Origin of the sequence: Brevundimonas sp. P7753 (assembly GCF_013386595.1) — a bacterium.
In the GTDB taxonomy this organism is placed as follows: domain Bacteria; phylum Pseudomonadota; class Alphaproteobacteria; order Caulobacterales; family Caulobacteraceae; genus Brevundimonas; species Brevundimonas bullata.
The window spans coordinates 1-436 of record NZ_JACARP010000104.1; the positions used below are offsets into that span (position 1 = coordinate 1).

A 436-nucleotide genomic window follows, 5' to 3' on the forward strand; every position below is an offset into this window, starting at 1 on the left:
TCAGGCCGCCCTGCCCGACCTGGTCATGACCCGCGACGGCGACCGCGTGACCCTGGAGTGGAAGACCGCAAACGGCGGTCCCTTCCTCCTGCCTGTCGAGGTCGAGGTGGACGGCCAGGCCCGCACCCTGCCCATGATCGACGGCCGCGCTGCCTTCACCGCCCCCGCCAGCGCCCACATCCTNNGAGCGCTGGAAGGCGTCGCACCAAGATCAAACCTCATAATGAGAAAAGAAAAGGGCGGAGCTGACGCTACCGCCCTTTTTTGATCAGAACTTCCAGCGGACGCTGATTGAGCCGGTATGGATTTCTGACTTGTCGCCCAACTGGCCATCATAGCCGGCATGGAAGCTGACACCGCTGTCCGTCTGGACCTTGGCGTCAAAAGCAAGACTCCAGGCGCTGGCGTCCAGCGGCGTCGTGATCATCGCTGGCGC

General features: G+C 63.6%; 1 pseudogene. It reads left to right on the forward strand.

Going from position 1 to position 436, the window contains the following annotated elements:
• Positions 1–268: pseudogene (locus HX774_RS16670) on the forward strand (hypothetical protein); the annotation flags it as partial.
• Positions 269–436: the final 168 nt, after the last annotated feature.